At 61.6% G+C, this 16,113-nt stretch carries 11 protein-coding genes and 1 pseudogene; 4 read left to right on the top strand and 8 right to left on the bottom strand.

Going from position 1 to position 16,113, the window contains the following annotated elements:
* Window positions 1–8 precede the first annotated feature (8 nt).
* A complete protein-coding gene (gene tssM / locus ACN8ZM_RS36140; protein ID WP_420212830.1) occupies window positions 9–3,809 on the top strand; it encodes a type VI secretion system membrane subunit TssM in 3,801 nt (1,266 codons plus the stop codon).
* 929 nt (window positions 3,810–4,738) lie between these two features.
* Here the strand turns inward: tssM and ACN8ZM_RS36145 are convergent.
* The 3 genes from ACN8ZM_RS36145 to ACN8ZM_RS36155 all read right to left on the bottom strand — a co-directional run bounded on the left by ACN8ZM_RS36145 (window position 4,739) and on the right by ACN8ZM_RS36155 (window position 6,660).
* Entirely contained in the window at window positions 4,739–5,365 is a 627-nt protein-coding gene (locus ACN8ZM_RS36145; protein ID WP_420212831.1) for a hypothetical protein, read from the bottom strand.
* A 518-nt stretch (window positions 5,366–5,883) separates the two neighbouring features.
* Window positions 5,884–6,045 (bottom strand): hypothetical protein, encoded by a 162-nt coding sequence (locus tag ACN8ZM_RS36150; RefSeq protein ID WP_420212832.1) that lies wholly within the window; start codon window positions 6,043–6,045, stop codon window positions 5,884–5,886.
* Window positions 6,046–6,141: 96 nt separating this feature from the next.
* Window positions 6,142–6,660 carry an Hcp family type VI secretion system effector gene (locus tag ACN8ZM_RS36155; RefSeq protein WP_089451102.1) on the bottom strand — a complete coding sequence of 173 codons (519 nt, stop codon included), beginning with the start codon at window positions 6,658–6,660 and terminating at the stop codon, window positions 6,142–6,144.
* Between ACN8ZM_RS36155 and ACN8ZM_RS36160 the strand changes: the two genes are divergently transcribed.
* The gene (locus ACN8ZM_RS36160) at window positions 6,660–7,088 is read left to right on the top strand and encodes a hypothetical protein (protein ID WP_420212833.1); all 429 of its coding nucleotides are present in this window, start codon (window positions 6,660–6,662) and stop codon (window positions 7,086–7,088) included. The genes ACN8ZM_RS36155 and ACN8ZM_RS36160 overlap by 1 nt on opposite strands.
* On the opposite strand, the gene ACN8ZM_RS36165 is transcribed toward ACN8ZM_RS36160, so the two are convergent.
* The 4 genes from ACN8ZM_RS36165 to ACN8ZM_RS36180 all read right to left on the bottom strand — a co-directional run bounded on the left by ACN8ZM_RS36165 (window position 7,079) and on the right by ACN8ZM_RS36180 (window position 12,711).
* Window positions 7,079–7,930: a 3-hydroxybutyryl-CoA dehydrogenase gene (locus ACN8ZM_RS36165; protein ID WP_089454272.1), complete on the bottom strand. Its 852-nt coding sequence runs from the start codon at window positions 7,928–7,930 to the stop codon at window positions 7,079–7,081. The two genes, ACN8ZM_RS36160 and ACN8ZM_RS36165, sit on opposite strands and share 10 nt — an antisense overlap.
* A 38-nt stretch (window positions 7,931–7,968) precedes the next feature.
* A complete protein-coding gene (gene bktB, locus ACN8ZM_RS36170; RefSeq protein WP_175021635.1) occupies window positions 7,969–9,162 on the bottom strand; it encodes a beta-ketothiolase BktB in 1,194 nt (397 codons plus the stop codon).
* A 48-nt stretch (window positions 9,163–9,210) separates the two neighbouring features.
* On the bottom strand, window positions 9,211–10,839 hold the full coding sequence (locus ACN8ZM_RS36175; protein ID WP_420213322.1) for an electron transfer flavoprotein-ubiquinone oxidoreductase: 1,629 nt from the start codon (window positions 10,837–10,839) through the stop codon (window positions 9,211–9,213).
* Between the two features lie 81 nt (window positions 10,840–10,920).
* Window positions 10,921–12,711 carry an acyl-CoA dehydrogenase gene (locus tag ACN8ZM_RS36180; RefSeq protein ID WP_043185829.1) on the bottom strand — a complete coding sequence of 597 codons (1,791 nt, stop codon included), beginning with the start codon at window positions 12,709–12,711 and terminating at the stop codon, window positions 10,921–10,923.
* A 666-nt stretch (window positions 12,712–13,377) separates the two neighbouring features.
* Between ACN8ZM_RS36180 and ACN8ZM_RS36185 the strand changes: the two genes are divergently transcribed.
* Entirely contained in the window at window positions 13,378–13,692 is a 315-nt protein-coding gene (locus tag ACN8ZM_RS36185) for a DMT family transporter (RefSeq protein WP_043185827.1), read from the top strand.
* A 395-nt stretch (window positions 13,693–14,087) separates the two neighbouring features.
* Window positions 14,088–15,560, top strand: a complete 1,473-nt coding sequence (gene nuoN, locus ACN8ZM_RS36190) for an NADH-quinone oxidoreductase subunit NuoN (protein ID WP_420212834.1) — start codon at window positions 14,088–14,090, stop codon at window positions 15,558–15,560.
* 147 nt (window positions 15,561–15,707) lie between these two features.
* Here the strand turns inward: nuoN and ACN8ZM_RS36195 are convergent.
* Window positions 15,708–15,829, bottom strand: a pseudogene (locus ACN8ZM_RS36195) (IS5/IS1182 family transposase); the annotation flags it as partial.
* Between the last annotated feature and the right edge of the window lie 284 nt (window positions 15,830–16,113).

Genomic DNA, 16,113 nt, shown 5'->3' on the forward strand with positions numbered 1-16,113 from the left:
GCATCTTCATGGGGAACATCTGGTCGAATCTGCAACGTTACGGGTGGCGCTTGCTGCGCTGGGGGCGGCAAGGTGCGCCTCTGCTGCAACTGCTGCTCGTGGCGCTCGCGCTCGCCGCCATCTGGTGGCTCGGACCCAAGTGGATCTGGGGCGCCTACCGGCCCCTGGGCAGCCTTACCGCACGAGCATTGGCAACCGTCGTCCTGCTCGTGCTGCCGCTGCTGATGTGGGCCTTGCGCCTGCGCAAACGCACGCAACGCCTGGAAGCCGAACGACAGCAGGTAGAGGACCGGAAGGTTGATCCGTGCCTGCGTTACGTCCAGGCGCAGGAGCGTGACCTCGATCACAGCCTCGCCACGCTGCAAGCCAATCTCAAAAGCCGCCAGGCGTTGTACCAGCTGCCGTGGTACCTGGTGCTGGGGCAAGAGAATTCAGGCAAGACAAGCTTCGTCAATCGATCCGGGCAGACCTTCTCGCTCACCGGCGAAATGAAGGCCGGCAGTCGACGCATGCAAGAGGACCCTGACAAGATCTACGCCATCGACTGGTGGATGGGTGACCAGGCCGTGCTGATCGATCCGCCCGGCGAGCTGATCAGCCAGCCACGGATTGCACAAGCCGCCGACGTAGACCAAGCGGAAAGCGAAAGCCCGTCCGTCCTGCCTGCGAGGCTGGCGCGGCATCGCGCGCTCCCGGAAGATCTCCACGCACGGCTGTGGGACAGCTTCGTCGGCTGGCTTGGCCGCAACCGCAGCCGCCGTCCGCTCAACGGTGTCGTGCTGATGGTCAGCCTGGAAACCCTTGCGCACCAGACCGTGAGCGACCGCAAGGCGCTTGCGGCACTGCTGCGAGCACGGCTGGCTGAACTGAGCCGCCAGCTCGGCACACGGCCGCCGCTGTACGTGGTGCTCAGCAAGTTCGACCTGCTGGAAGGTTTCGAAACGCTGTTCGCTCGCTTGCCCCGCTCGATTCGCGAGGACATCTTTGGTTTCAGCTTCACCCTCGATTCAGTCCAGCGCTACGACGCCTGGCTCGATGAACTCGGTACGCACTACGACACGTTCCTCCGTCGCTTGAACGAACAGGTATTCGATGCACTGGCCGACGTGTCCGAGCTGGTGCAACGCGAGGCACTGTATTCGCTCACCCGACAGCTCAGCGGCCTGCGTTCCGTACTGCTGGATTTCCTTGCCGATGTCCTCGGTAGCGACCGCTACGTCACCCCGGCGCTGCCGCGCGGGGTATTCTTCTCATCGGTCTACCAGCAAGGTGTGCTCAACAACGCCTTCATCGCCACCGCGTCACAGACCTATTCTCTGCGCAAGCCGGTCAACGTAATGCAGCCTAGCGGACGCGCGCTGGTCTACTTCACACAGCACCTGTTCCAGCGCATCGTGTATCCGGAGTCCGGTCTCGCGGGCGATAACCCCAAGGTCATCGCCGACAAGAAGCACGCGCTGGCGCTACGCTTCGGCGTAGCCTCTCTCGGCAGCGTGCTGGTGATCGGCGCGTGGTACCACTACTACGCATTGAACCGCGACAAGGCGCTCGCCGTACTGGAGCGTAGCCGTGCCTTCAGCGCCCACGCCATCGACGGCGCACTCGATCCGACTGGCCGTAATCTGTTGCAACCGCTGAACCAGATTGCCAGTGCCGTCGCCGTCTATGGCGACTACCGCGACGCGTGGCCGATCGTCGCCGACCTGGGCCTGTACCAAGGACGCACGATCGGACCGAAGGTCGACCAAGCCTATCTCGCCCTTCTATCGCAGCGCTTCCTGCCGGCGCTGGCAAGCGGTGTGATGCAGCAGCTCGATGCACCCGGTGCGGACAGTGATACGCAACTCGCCGCGCTGCGGGTCTACCGCATGATCGAGGATCGGGCCAATCGCCGGCCGCCGGTCGTGGAAAACTGGATGACGACCCAGTGGCAGGCCGCCTTCCCGGGCGAGAACGGCGTGCAGCGCGCGCTGCTGAGCCATCTCGACTACGCAATGAAGTACGCCGATGCCCGTCTGCCGCAATACCAGGAGCGCATGTCGGCCGTGCAGCGCGAACTGCGCGCGATCCCGCTGCCGCAGCGCGTATATATGACCATGCGCCGCCAGGCCGGTACCTCGCTTCGTGCCCCGCTGGATCTGCGCAATGAAATCGGCCCGGCCTACGACATCGTCTACGAACCCGAAAGCACCGTGTCTGCCCAGGGTGCCAACCCACCCGCCAACGGTCGCATCGACGCGCTGCTGACCGCCAAGGGCTATCGCGCCTACTTCGCCCCGCATAGCCAAGATCTCACCGAGCTGGCCATGATCGACCAGTGGGCACTCGGCGAACGACGCGACATAGACTACTCCGACGCCGACAAACGTGCGCTGGCCGACCGCATCCGCGCGCTCTACAGCCGCGACTACATCGACACCTGGCAGCGCAACCTCAACCACATCGCCGTGCGCAACTTCCAGGACATCGGCCAGGCCGTCACCATCCTGGGTAGCGTGACCAGCCCTGCAGCACCATTACGACGCCTGGTGGAAACCGTGCGTGACAACAGCGAGCTTGGCAACAAGCCCATCAACGTTGCCAGCACAGACGCGTCAGGAAGCCAAGTCAAGGCCGCTGCGCTGCCCGCCAAGATGGATCTGCCTGCCGGCACCGTGGACGAGCCGCTGCCGGTCATCACCATTGCCCGCGCTTTCGCACCCATGAGCCAGTTGCTCGATGCAAAGAGCGGACGTGCCGCTTATCTGGACGAAACCATGCAGAGCATCGGTGCCGTGCAGGATACCGTGCGGACCGTTCACGACAGTCCAGATCGCGGCAAGGCCGCGCTCGACATCGTGCTGGATCGGTTCGCCCTCAAAGGCCCCGACCCCATCGCCAACCTCCAGCGAATCGCCAGCGGACTACCCGAACCATTGAATCACCAGGTCGGCAAACTGGCCAATGAATCGTCGCGCGTGTTGCTGGTGGAAGCCCTGCGCGAACTCGAAAAGCGCTGGGACACCGATGTTTACCGCTTCTACCGCGAGCACCTGGCCAATCGTTATCCGTTCAATCCAGCCAGCCGTGAAGAAGTATCTCTGGACGACTTCGCTACCTTCTTCGGACCGCAGGGCAAGTTGCAGCAGTTCCGTGACAAGTACCTCAACCTGTTCATCCAGGACAACCTCGAAGCGCTGTACTCGGAACACCTCGGTGGATATCTCGTGCGTGACGACGTACTCACTCAATTGAAGGCCGCCGACAAAATCAGCGACGCTTTCTTCAACAACCGCGGGCAATTGGGTGTGCAGTTCTACATCGAGCCGCTGGGCTTGGCCGCCAATAAGCGCAGCAGCGCGCTCAGCGTCGAGGGGCAACTGATCACCTACAACCACGGCCCCACCACCAGCACCGCCCTCATCTGGCCCAACACGCTCGCGCCCAGCAACGAAAGCCGCATGACCCTGGTCAACGCCAGCGGCAGCAGCAGCGGGCTGATCTATCGCGGCCCATGGTCGCTCTATCGCCTGCTCAGTCAGGCTCGTCTAAACGGGGCCACCAGTACCAGTGTCGACCTCAGCTTTGCTGCCCCCGATGGCGGCATGCGCTATCGCATCAGTACGGAAAAGGCGAACAATCCGTTCACCCAGCCGTTGTTCAAGGGCTTCGTGCTGCCGCGCATGTTGTTGCAGGACGAGCGGCGAGTGGTGACTCCGGCGGGCGGGCAAGCCACAGCCGAAGTCAAACTCGGCATGCGACAAGCGAGCGTCCCGCGGCGCTCCAGCGATCCACGTGCCAGCGCGCCACCCGGCGCGCCGTCTTCGTAGAGCGGCAAGCAGGGCTCATCGCTATCTTGCACTGCCTGATAACCACCCTCACATGGCTATCGGGCAGTTCGGAGCGACGGTGGAATATACCCACGCAGGCCCGCCATCGTTCCGATGGCCGATGCGATTCATGGCTGACGCCACATAACAGAACGTGCAGGCATCGTCGAGCGTGGGTATATCAACTGCGCAGTACCCTGCACGCTAGGAACGAGCGCGCCAACCAGGCGAAACTGCACCCACTGAATAGCAAGAGTGCCGCCAGCAGCCGTAGGCATTCGGTGCACTCACTGTCCAGGCGGTGGACAGTCCTCGCACGAGAACGAGAATAAGGTGACGCGGCGCTGCTCAGTCCCATCGACGCTAAAGCCGAAATCCACGGTCGGCCCATTTTCAACCAGTTCCGTGTGGGCCGAGCAGCGGCGGAGTTCGTATAGGTGGTCGGCTCATAACCCGGTAAGCCTGCGATGGAGTCACGCGCTGACAGGTAACGTTTGAAACTACTCAGGTACCGCGGGTCACTACCGGCCCATGATCGGGCCGTCGATCTACACGTGCGCCGAGCGACCGGCGCATGCACCGGTGCTCGGATCGCCCGAACTCAGGCTTCCTGCGGCTTGCGCCAGTCGTCCAAAGCCTCGGTACCGGCGATCGCATAGGTCCAGGTCGAATGATCGAATGGCTACATCGCGATACTTCGTCGTAGCACTCAGCTTGCCCTCTAATCAACAGGATTCTCGATAATGCCATCACCACAAATAGAAAATTTCATGCCTTTTCCGGCAAGTAGCACCAATACAGCCGCATAGCAAGTGACGGCTCGCCCAACGCCCGAAAAGTCATTGCGACACATCACATTGCTCACCTCATAGACTTTGCTCCCAGCGATTTTACCAAAGGCACCAGCCATCCAGCGCTAGTTCAAAAAATCACTGATGATAGAGTTCTACCGAACTCTCCACATGGCGGAGAGCTTTCTTGAAATTCTCCAAATCACCCTCATAAAACGAACTACAGTGATATACAGCAATATGAATTTTCGATAAATTTCTTAACGCTCTAGCACAAACCACTATCATGCCAATTTGGGGAACACTCGCGTGATAGACAAAAACCTCGCCAGCCACACTCCACCCCGGCAGCGATAATCTTCTTGCCGCCTGATCGCTCAGATTGCCATGCTCATCGATCTGATTTTTATATGGCAGAGATACATCTCCGAGTTCATTCCAGTTTCCATCCGCAGCAAGTGACCGCGGCGGCTCAACACCCTCCTTAAAAAAGACCACGTAAAATGGCATAAAATCAAAATTACCACCCCTTCCACCTTGAATCGAATCATCAAGTATCGATACCGTAGAATCAGAATATACCTTACAGCCAACCAACTTATAGCCATCAACCCCAACACCCTCCAAACATGCCCCAAATGCATATTCCGCCCGACAAAATAGCATCATTAGAACAAAAATACCGCACATCACACTACTCTCCCGTCCCCTTCCAAATTTTAAGAAAAGATGATTGCCGAAGGTCTTTCTCCAACGGAATTCCATTGGGCGTTCCTCGATTTATCATTGAACCAACCTGAGTGACGACTTCCGTACCACTGCCGCGATCACAATAAGATGAAATTCTTTCCCTCGCCCAGCAAAAACCAGAGGCATCACAAGAATTATATTCATCACTTGCTAGAAGACTACTATTTTGATCGGTTACAAAATTTCGCCCTCTATATTTCCCGTAGCTTACATAATTTCTCCGACCGGTAATTTGCAAAAATCCACGACCGCGGAATCTAGGACCATCTCCAGCCGCGCCACCTTTTGATACATTTGCAACCCCATTGTCCATTCCCGAAGCTTTCTGCAAAACTTGCGATGGCCGAGTCGACATGTACCCTTCCCTATTAATTGTCGGTTTCGGCTTCGGCCCGGGATTTGGAAGTTCAACTGGGCGACGTCCGGATGGAAGATTTCTGCCAAGCAAAACTGCTCTATCGTAGTCCTCACCAGCTTCCGTCGGGGTAATTACTTCATACATGGTTCTAAAATACCAATCACTTCCGATCTCTTCACGATACTGCCACCAGCCCGTTTCTATACCAACCTGAGCCAAAAAGTGAATTTTCCTCAACGAAGCGAAAGGTCTCGGACAACCCCTCATGCAGCGTGAACTCGACGACCTCGAATGATTCGTCGCCAGCAGTGAAGGTAAAACGCAGGTCGGATGACATCACCATAAGCATTCCTTACCGGTCCATGATCGAGCCGTCGATCTACACGTGCGCCGAGCGACCGGCGTATGCACCGGTCGCTCGGATCGTCCGAACTTAGGCTTCCTGCGGCTTGCGCCAGTCGTCCGAAGCCTCGGTACCGGCGATCGCATGAGTCCAGGTGATCTTGCGGTACGCCATGGAGACCTTCACCAATTGGGTGTACTCGGCCTTGCTGGGGTCCTGCGCGTGCGGCAGCGCGGTGTTGATATTGACGATCGTGGCGTCTTCCAGCTTGGTCGTGAAGAAATGCTCCTGCTTGCCTTCAGTAGAGGTGCGATACCACTTCACTTCCACTTCCGGGAGCGTCTCGCCCGCCGCCAGCGCCTGGTACAGCAGCGGCGTGGCCTTGTTCAGCGGTGCGGTGAAAGTGAACGGCTTGTGTACGCGCTGGCCGGACGGCTGACCGCTCTGCGGGTCGGTCGGCGTCGCGATCAGGTGTTCGATTTCCTGGACCAGGATCTGGTCTTCGTGGCCTTCCTGGTACACGTTGCCCACCGAGTCGGCGGTGAAGGCGCCCTGCGTGATGTTGCCCTGGGTCTTGCCCTGGATGCTGATATAGGCGGGAGTCGGCATTGGCTGCTTCCTTGAAGTTATTGTCGAAAAGGCCGGTTGGGCCTTTGCGCCGGAATGGCACGGGCTCTTTATGCAATAGCCGTGCCAATCCACACGCGTTGTCGCGCTATTCCTTCAGGATCAATGCGTTAGAGGTATTTGAGGGACATCCGCCAGATATCTGGCAACGCGAATCTCAAAAGAAATCGCATTTTTTGAGGGGAAATCGGGCCATTTTTGGCCCGATCAAAATCAACCCATTGAAAAGAAAGAGAATTTATCGGGCCATTTTTGGCTCGACCGGGTCAAAAATGGCCCGACTGCCCGAACGAGCAAAAATTGATACAGCGCACGAGGATGAAAAAAAGCCCCGAAGGCCAAACGGCATTCAGGGCTTTTTGCGTAGTTTCGCGGGTTCGCAGACTATCTGCAGCAGCCATCAAGCGTAGTCGTACACCCCACGCCCCGTCTTGCGCCCGAGGCGCCCCGCCGTCACCATCTCACGAAGCAACGGGCACGCGCGATACTTCGGATCCCCAAAGTCCTTCACGAACACGTCCATCACCGCGAGGCACACGTCGAGACCGACGAGATCCGCCAGCGCGAGCGGCCCGATCGGATGGTTCGCACCCAGCTTCATCCCCGCATCGATCTCCTCCGCCGACGCGATCCCTTCAGCCAGCACGAAGAACGCCTCGTTGATCATCGGCACGAGAATCCGGTTCACGACGAAGCCCGGCGAATTGCGCACGCCGATCGGCGACTTGTCGAAACGCTCGGTCAGCGCGCGCACCGCCGACGCGGTCGCGTCGCTCGTCTGCAGCCCGCGGATGATCTCGACGAGCGGCATCAGCGGCACCGGGTTGAAGAAGTGCATGCCGACGAAGCGCGCCGGATCGGCGAGCGGCGCCGCAAGCGCGGTGATCGAGATCGACGACGTGTTGGTCGCGATGATCGCTTCGGGCCGCGCAACGGCCTCGATCTGCTTCAGGATGCGGCCCTTCAGCTCGACGTTCTCGGTCGCGGCTTCGATCACGATATCGGCCGCTGCGAGCTTCGCGTAGTCGGTCGACGTCGTGATACGCGCCAGCGCCGCGTCGCGCGTGGCTGCGTCGAGCTTGTCCTTCGACACGAGCCGCTCGAGGCTGCCCTTCAGCGTCGCGATGCCCTTCTCGAGCGCGGCGTCGCTGACGTCGATCATCACGACATTGAGTCCTGCAACGGCGGCGGTCTGCGCAATGCCGTTACCCATGGTTCCGGCGCCCACGACGCCGACAATTTCGATGGCCATGAAATTTCCTGTGTGTTCGGGTGCTGAGCGTTCGATTATCAGATGTTCTCGAAGATCGCCGCAATCCCCTGGCCGCCGCCGATACACATCGTCACGAGCGCGTAACGCCCGCCGATGCGCTTCAGTTCGTACAGCGCCTTGACCGTGATCAGCGCACCGGTTGCGCCGATCGGGTGACCGAGCGAGATGCCCGAGCCGTTCGGGTTGACCTTCGCGGGATCGAGACCGAGCTCCTGCGTGACCGCGCACGCCTGGGCAGCGAACGCCTCGTTCGCCTCGATCACGTCGAGATCGGTGATCTTCAGGCCCGCGCGTTCGAGCGCCTTCTGCGTGGCCGGCACGGGGCCGATGCCCATGTACGCCGGATCGACACCCGCGTGCGCATATGCGACGAGGCGTGCGAGCGGCTTCACGCCCTGTGCGCGCGCGGCGTCCGCGCTCATCATCAGCACGGCTGCGGCCGCGTCGTTGATGCCCGATGCGTTGCCGGCCGTCACGGTGCCGTTCTCCTTCTTGAACACCGGACGCAGCTTCGTGAAATCGTCCTCGCTCGCGTCGTGACGCACGTGCTCATCGGTGTCGAACGCGACCTCGCCCTTCTTCGTGCGGATCGAGATCGGCAGGATCTGATCCTTGAAGCGCCCTTCCGCAATCGCGCGCGCCGCGCGACGATGCGATTCGAGCGCCAGCGCATCCTGCGCGTCGCGCGAGATGCCGTACTTCGCCGCGACGTTCTCGGCCGTCACACCCATGTGGATCGTCTGGAACGGGTCATGCAGCGCGCCGAGCATCATGTCGACGAGCTTGCCGTCGCCCATGCGCTGGCCGAAGCGCGCGGCCGGCACGGTGTACGGTGCGCGGCTCATGTTCTCCGAGCCGCCGCCGATCGCGACGTCGGCGTCGCCGAGCATGATCGTCTGCGCGGCCGACACGATCGCCTGCAGGCCCGAACCGCACAGGCGGTTCACGGTCAGCGCGGGCGTATGCTGCGCGACGCCGCCGTCGATCGCTGCGACGCGCGCGATATACATGTCCTTCGGCTCGGTGTTCACGACGTGGCCGAACACGACATGCCCGACCGCATCGCCCGGCACGTTCGCGCGCGACAGCACTTCGCGCACGACCTTCGCGCCGAGATCGGTCGGCGAGAAATCCTTCAGGCTGCCACCGAAATCACCGATCGCGGTACGGACACCGCTCACCACCACGACTTCTTTCGCTGCATTGCTCATCGTCTCACTCCGGTTCGTTCGCGCCCGCAGGCGCGGGGATACGTTGCGTTACATGTTCGGGTAATTCGGCCCGCCACTGCCTTCCGGCGTGACCCACACGATGTTCTGCGTCGGGTCCTTGATGTCGCAGGTCTTGCAGTGCACGCAGTTCTGCGCGTTGATCACCAGGCGATCGCTGCCGTCGTCGTTCTTCACGAATTCGTACACGGCCGCCGGGCAGAAACGCCCCTCCGGGCCCGCGTACGTACTCAGGTTTACGTTCACCGGCACGCTCGCATCCTTCAGCGTCAGGTGCGCCGGCTGGTTCTCCTCGTGGTTCGTGTTCGAGATGAACACCGACGACAGCCGGTCGAACGTCAGCTTGCCGTCCGGCTTCGGATACTCGATCGGCTGGCATTGCGACGCCGGCTTCAGCATCTCGTGGTCCGCATGCTTGTGATGCAGCGTCCACGGCACGTTGCCGCCCATCAGCTTTTGCTCGATGAATACCATCGGCGTACCGATGTACAGCCCCTTGGCCATCCACTGCTTGAAGTTGCGCGCACGGTGCAGCTCCGTGTACAGCCACGACTGCTTGAAGGCGTCCGGGTAGGCGTTGAGCTCGTCGCTCTGGCGGCCGGCCTGCACCGCGTCGAACGCGGCGTCGGCCGCGAGCATGCCGGTCTTGATCGCCGCGTGGCTGCCCTTGATCCGCGATGCGTTCAGGAAGCCTGCGTCGTCGCCGATCAGCGCGCCGCCCGGGAACACCGTCTTCGGCAGCGACAGCAGCCCGCCCGCGGTGATCGCGCGCGCGCCGTACGACACGCGCTTGCCGCCTTCCAGGAACGCGCGGATCGACGGGTGCGTCTTGTAGCGCTGGAACTCCTCGAACGGCGACAGGTACGGGTTCGTGTAACCAAGGCCCACCACGAAGCCGACCACCACCTGGTTGTTGTCCATGTGATACAGGAACGAGCCGCCGTACGTATCGGACTTCAGCGGCCAGCCGGCCGTGTGGATCACGAGGCCCGGCTTGTGCTTCGCCGGATCGATTTCCCACAGCTCCTTGATGCCGATCCCGTAGGCCTGCGGATCCGCGTTCGCGTCGAGCTTGAACTTCGAGATCAGCTGGCGGCCGAGGTGGCCGCGGCAGCCTTCGGCGAACAGCGTGTACTTCGCGTGCAGCTCCATGCCGAGCTGGAAGTTCTCGGTCGGCTCGCCGTCCTTGCCCACGCCCATGTTGCCGGTCGCGACGCCCTTCACCGAGCCGTCGTCGTTGTACAGGATTTCGGCGGCCGGGAAGCCGGGGAAGATCTCGACGCCCAGGGCCTCGGCCTGTGCCCCAAGCCAGCGCGTGACGTTGCCCAGCGAAATCACGTAGTTGCCGTGGTTCTGGAAGTTGGCGGGCAGCGCCCAGTTCGGCGTGGTCACCGCGCTCTTCTCGGACAGGAACAGGAAGCGGTCTTCCGTCACCTCGACGTCGAGCGGTGCACCGCGTTCCTTCCAGTCGGGGAACAGTTCGTTGATCGCGCGCGGATCCATCACCGCGCCCGACAGGATGTGCGCGCCGATCTCGGAACCCTTCTCGAGCACGCACACGCCGATCTCGGTGCCTTTCTCGGCGGCCAGCTGCTTGAGCCGGATCGCTGCCGACAGCCCGGCGGGGCCGCCGCCGACGATCACGACGTCGTATTCCATCGATTCGCGCGGGCCGTATTGCGCGAGCAAGTCCTGTGTGGTCAAAATCCTGTCTCCTCCTGCGTCCCGACCGTCAGCCGGTCAGAACTGGTCTTCCGTCAACGCGAGCACGCCCTCGTTGCCCTTCGTGCCGACGATCGACGCTTCAAGCGCGCCCGCCTGCACCAGCACGTGCTCCGCATAGCATTGCGCGATCGCGATCTTCGCATCGAAGAACGCCGGGTCGCTTGCGCGGTTCGCCTGCGCCGCCACCAGCGCGCGGCCCATCTGCCACCCGCACAGCACCACGCCCGCCAGCTTCAGGTACGGCACGCTGCCCGCGAACACCGCGTTCGGGTCCTGCTTCACGTTCGCCACCACGTAATCGACCACCGACGACAGCGCCTTCGCGCCCTTCTCCAGCTGCGCCTTCACCGATGCGGCCGCCGCGCCGTCCAGCTTGCCCAGCGCCGCCACCGTCTCGCCGATCTCCGCGATCAGCGCCTTCGCCACCGCGCCACCGTCGCGCATCGTCTTGCGGCCGACCAGATCGTTCGCCTGGATCGCCGTCGTGCCTTCGTAGATCGCCAGGATCCGCGCATCGCGGTAGTACTGCGCCGCGCCCGTCTCCTCGATGAAGCCCATCCCGCCGTGCACCTGCACGCCCAGGCTCGCCACGTCGTTCACCATCTCCGTGCTCCAGCCCTTCACCACCGGCACCAGATACTCGTAGATTGCCTGATGACGGTCACGCGTCGCCTCGTCCGAATGGCGGTGGGCAATGTCGCTGTGCGCAGCGGCCACGTAGGCCAGCGCCCGTGCGCCTTCGGTCAGCGCACGCATCGTGCCGAGCATGCGGCGCACGTCCGGATGATGGATGATCGTCACCGACTGCTTGGCCGAACCGTCCACCGGGCGGCTCTGCACGCGTTCCTTCGCGAATTCCGCCGCCTTCTGGTACGCACGGTCGGCCACGCCGATGCCCTGCATCCCGACGCCGAAGCGCGCTGCGTTCATCATGATGAACATGTATTCGAGGCCGCGGTTTTCTTCGCCGATCAGGTAGCCGATCGCGCCGCCGTGATCACCGTACTGCAGCACGGCCGTCGGGCTCGCCTTGATCCCGAGCTTGTGCTCGATCGACACGCAGTGCACGTCGTTGCGCGCGCCCAGCGAGCCGTCTTCGTTGACCAGGAACTTCGGCACGATGAACAGCGAGATGCCCTTCACGCCTTCCGGCGCGTTCGGCGTGCGGGCCAGCACCAGGTGGACGATGTTGTCCGCCATGTCGTGCTCGCCCCACGTGATGAAGATTTTCGTGCCGAACACCTTGTACGTGCCGTCGCCCTGCGGCTCGGCGCGCGAGCGCACCAGCGCGAGATCCGAACCCGCCTGCGGCTCGGTCAGGTTCATCGTGCCGGTCCATTCGCCCGAGATCAGCTTCGGCACATAGCGCTGCTTCTGCTCGTCGGTACCGGCCGTCAGCAGCGCTTCGATCGCGCCGTCGGTCAACAGCGGACACAGCGCGAACGACAGGTTCGATGCGTTCAGCATCTCGATGCACGGCGTCGCGATCAGCTTCGGCAGCCCCTGGCCGTCGTATTCGGACGGATGCTGCAGCCCCTGCCAGCCGCCTTCGACGAACTGGCGGAATGCTTCCGCGAAGCCCGGCGTCGCGGTCACGACGCCGTCCTTCCAGCTGCTCGGGTTGCGGTCGCCTTCGACGTTCAGCGGGGCCAGCACCTCGCCGCAGAACTTCGCGGACTCGTCGAGCACGGCCTGCGCCGTGTCGTAACCGGCATCCTCGAAGCCCGGCAACTGCGCAACGGCGTCGATGCCGGCCAGTTCCTTCAGCACGAACAGCATGTCCTTGACGGGGGCGTTATAGCTCATGGTCGATGTTCCAATCAGACGGTATATGAGGGGCGCTACAGGGCGCGATGCGGTGAAACCGGCTCAGGCCCAGGCGACGACGTGAGCCATCGTAATGCCGTGGCGGTCGATTCTTATTGTCATATCCGGCCCACCTGGTGACAAAATCGGCCACGGGATGAGGGGGCAAGGCCGGAAGCGGCCGGCTGGATGCGGGTTTGGCCGGAGTCGGTTTTGGCGGTTTCGGGAATGTGGCGAGCAATCGGCGTGCCACGCCGGGGCGATCGGAGCCCGGGTTGCCGGGTGCGAGCGGTCGCTTCCGGGCCGCCGGCTTCTCTTGTTCCGCCGCACGTGCCGCGTGCCGGCAGGCGAGTCCGGCCGGAAGCGAGGACGCGCCCACGGCGAAAGCGGTCACACCGGGGTCGGAGAGCCCTAAAATTCTGCATCGCAAGTCATCGAGCACGACGCTGCCGCCCCTCCCATCGTCGCGGCCGGCCGCAACCCGCGCTGCATGCCGGAGCGATGCATTCCCGCCGCCGGCCGGATCGTCAGCATCGACCGATCGTGATGCCGTGAAGTTGCCATTTTTTAAGCGTGACATTACAATTCGCCTTCAAACAAGAGGCCACGCCCTCGCCCACCAGGGGAAATGTCCGGGACGGCCCGGCTCTTTTATAGGAGAGCCGTATGGCTTGGATATTCCTCGTTCTCGCCGGCCTATTGGAAATAGTGTGGGCCTTCTCCATGAAGCAATCCCTCGGATTTACGAGATTGTGGCCGTCCATTATTACGGTCACGACCATGATTGCGAGCTTCGGTCTGCTGTCGGCGTCCATGAGAGTTCTTCCTTTGGGAACGGCTTATACGATCTGGACTGGCATCGGCGCGATCGGAGCGTTTCTTGTCGGTCTTTTCGTGCTTGGCGAGGCGGCTAGCCTCATGCGGATCGTGGCCGCAGTCCTGATTGTCAGCGGCCTGGTCATCATGAAACTCGCCTCCTGATTCGTCGCAGCCATTGAATCGATGTCGGCCGACAAGCCTTGATGTCATGGATTCCACCACACCAACCTGACCCCATAGTTCAGAAACCTGGCCCCGGTTTGTGGTGGCCGCATGTCCCAAGAAAATGCAGGCATCGTCCGTGCGATTGCTCGCTCGATTTCGACTCGGAATCCAGAGGGTATTCCGCATGGCAGTGTGATAGCAGCCGCCGCGCTTTTTACGACGCAGCGTCGCTACCATCACGTCGCGTTCGACACTCGAATGCCGATGTGAAATGCGCCACCCGTCAACGGAATCGCCAAGCGAGTGATGGCATTCATCACACGCGATTAGCAGTATTGAATAGTTAATTCAGAAACATCCAATCAGCATTTCCGTATTCCGAGGCACATCTCATGCCAAGCGCGCCCCTGCATCATTTGCTCCCAGATTTCCTGCTTGTAATTGCAATCGTCCTGTCATCGCGGGTAGGAGATTTCACGTCTGAAATAAAGTCGACGCGCGCGATCTACTGGATCGCCGTAGTAGCAACCACGATTTCAGGATTCTGGTTCGCCTATGCCTCGACGGAGCCGCACCGGTACTACTATTTCTCGCAAATGATCGTCGTCGATTCATTTGCCAGCGTGATGAAGTCTGTGGTGTCGCTGGGCTTCGCAGTCACACTCGTTTACTCACGAAGGTACCTGGAAAGCAGGAATTTGTTCCGGGATCACACCATTTTGCTCGCCATGTTCTCGTTGCTCGGCCAACTGATCATGATCTCGGGCAACAACTTCCTGACGCTGTACCTCGGTCTCGAACTGATGTCGCTGCCGCTGTACGCGATCGTCGCGCTGCGCCGCGATGCCGCGCAGTCGAGCGAAGCCGCGATGAAGTACTACGTGCTGGGCGCGCTCGCGTCGGGCTTCGTGCTGTACGGCATCTCGATGCTCTACGGCGCGACCGGCTCGCTCGAGCTGGGCGAGGTGTACAAGGCGGTCGGCGGCAACACCGACGCAGCCGTGCTGATGTTCGGCGTGGTCTTCATCGTCGCCGGTATCGCGTTCAAGCTCGGCGCCGTGCCGTTCCACATGTGGGTGCCGGACGTCTATCAAGGCGCACCGACCGCGATAACGCTGTTCGTCGGCGGCGGCCCGAAGGTTGCTGCGTTCGCGTGGGGTCTGCGTTTCCTGGTGATGGGCCTGCTGCCGCTCGCACAGAACTGGCAAACCGCGCTCGTGATCCTCGCTGCGCTGTCGCTGATCGTCGGTAACATCACCGGCATCGTCCAGCGCAACATCAAGCGGATGCTCGCGTACTCGGCGATCTCGAACATGGGCTTCGTGCTGCTCGGCCTGCTCGCGGGTATCGTGAAGGGCGACGCGGCGGCACCGGCGAATGCATACAGCTCGGCGATGTTCTACGCGATCGTTTACCTGATCACGACGCTCGGCTCGTTCGGCGTGGTGATGCTGCTTGCGCGCCGCGATTTCGAAGCCGAAACGATCGACGACTTCAAGGGCCTCAACAAGCGCAGCCCGGTGTTCGCGTTCGTGATGATGGTCATGATGTTCTCGCTGGCAGGCATTCCGCCGACCGTCGGCTTCTACGCGAAGCTCGCCGTGCTCGAGGCGACCGTCAACGCGGGCCTTACGTGGCTGGCCGTGCTGGCCGTGATCACGTCGCTGTTCGGCGCGTTCTACTACCTGCGCATCGTGAAGCTGATGTACTTCGATGCACCGCAGGATGCGACGCCGATCTCGGGCGATTTCGGCAAGCGCGTGATCCTCGTGCTGAACGGCGTCGCCGTCGTCGTGCTTGGTATCTTCCCAAGTCAATTGCTGACGGCCTGCCTGCGCGCAATGAGTCATTCGTTGATTCTCTAGCAGGTCGTTGAATGACTGTCCGGCCTGCCGTATTTTTCCATCCGCTGTTCGCGACAACCACCGCGACGCGTTCGATTTCGGCTCATTCGCCCGATTTCAATGCGAATGAATCGACGTCGCGGGCTTCCCGGCGCCCACTCCGGTACCTCAGGCGCTCTGCGGGCGCAACGCGGCCAGCGATCTCAACCGTGTCGGTTGCAGGCTGCCATCGTCAGGGTCAACAGTTGGTCCACTTTCTCTGGACCACGAACCATGACCTGTCGCAGCGGATGCGTCTGCGGAACACATTCTTCCAGCCTCACCGTGCGGAACAACGATTCGTTGGAACCGTCCGTGCCTCGCATCGGCCTGCTCTTCCTTGATCTCGGGAACCGACATCGTGCAGGACGGACCGGGGTATTTCAACGGCCTGCCAATGCGCATCGTGGATGCGTGGATGCGCGTTGCGCGGGTCACCGGATTGCAACAAGATGGGCCCCGCGCACACCACTGCACATGGATCGTACATACGGCCTGCGTGCTGCCCATGCTGCCCACGCAAGCAGGACATCCA

Origin of the sequence: Burkholderia aenigmatica, assembly GCF_048627025.1 — a bacterium.
GTDB lineage: Bacteria > Pseudomonadota > Gammaproteobacteria > Burkholderiales > Burkholderiaceae > Burkholderia > Burkholderia aenigmatica.